Below are 781 nucleotides of genomic sequence, written 5' to 3' on the forward strand. Positions count from 1 at the left end.
CGCACGCACCCGCGCCGCACCGGCCCGTGCCGCGAGACGCGCGTGCGGATCATGCGGGAACTGACCCGTAGAGGTCCGGTGTTCATCGCCGCCAAGCTCGGCATGCAGGCCTCGACCGTCGGGCGGGTCCTGGCCCGCACCAACACGCCGCTCCTGCGCGAGCTGGACCCGGTCACCGGCAAGCCGATCCGCGCGAGGCGGTCATCCGGCAGGCGCTACGAGCACCCGCATCCTGGCTCGCTGATCCACATCGACGTGAAGAAGCTCGGCCGCATCCCCGAAGGCGGCGGTTGGCGGTCGCACGGCCGCAGCGAGAAGGTGCGCGGCCGCGGTATCGGCTACGACTACGTCCATGCAGCCATCGACGACCACTCCCGCCTTGCCTACGCCGAGATCCATCCCGACGAGCGCGGGACGACCTGCGCCGGGTTCGCCCAGCGCGCGATCGCGTTCTATGCCTCCCTCGGCGTGAGGGTCGAGCGCGTCATCACCGACAACGCCTTCGCATACCGGCACTCTGCCGCCTTCCGCGGCGTGCTCTCCGAGCGGGACGTCACACAGAAGTTCATCCGCCCGCACTGCCCATGGACCAACGGGAAAGTCGAGCGCCTCAACCGCACCCTGGCCACCGAGTGGGCGTACAGCAGACCCTTCGCCTCCAACCAGGATCGCGCCGAGGCCTTGCCCGCCTTCATCGACCATTACAACCTAGACAGAGCCCACCTCGGCATCGAAGGCAAACCACCCATCGACCGAATCAACAACGGTCGAGGTCAGTACA

At 68.2% G+C, this 781-nt stretch carries 1 protein-coding gene; it reads left to right on the top strand.

The genetic code is table 11. The annotated features are described in order from the left end of the window. Positions 1–781: IS481 family transposase (locus tag ACFOYW_RS16415; RefSeq protein ID WP_390231444.1), on the top strand; the 781-nt coding region annotated here is incomplete at both ends.

The sequence above is a fragment of the Gryllotalpicola reticulitermitis genome, assembly GCF_042651345.1.
In the GTDB taxonomy this organism is placed as follows: Bacteria; Actinomycetota; Actinomycetes; order Actinomycetales; family Microbacteriaceae; genus Gryllotalpicola; species Gryllotalpicola reticulitermitis.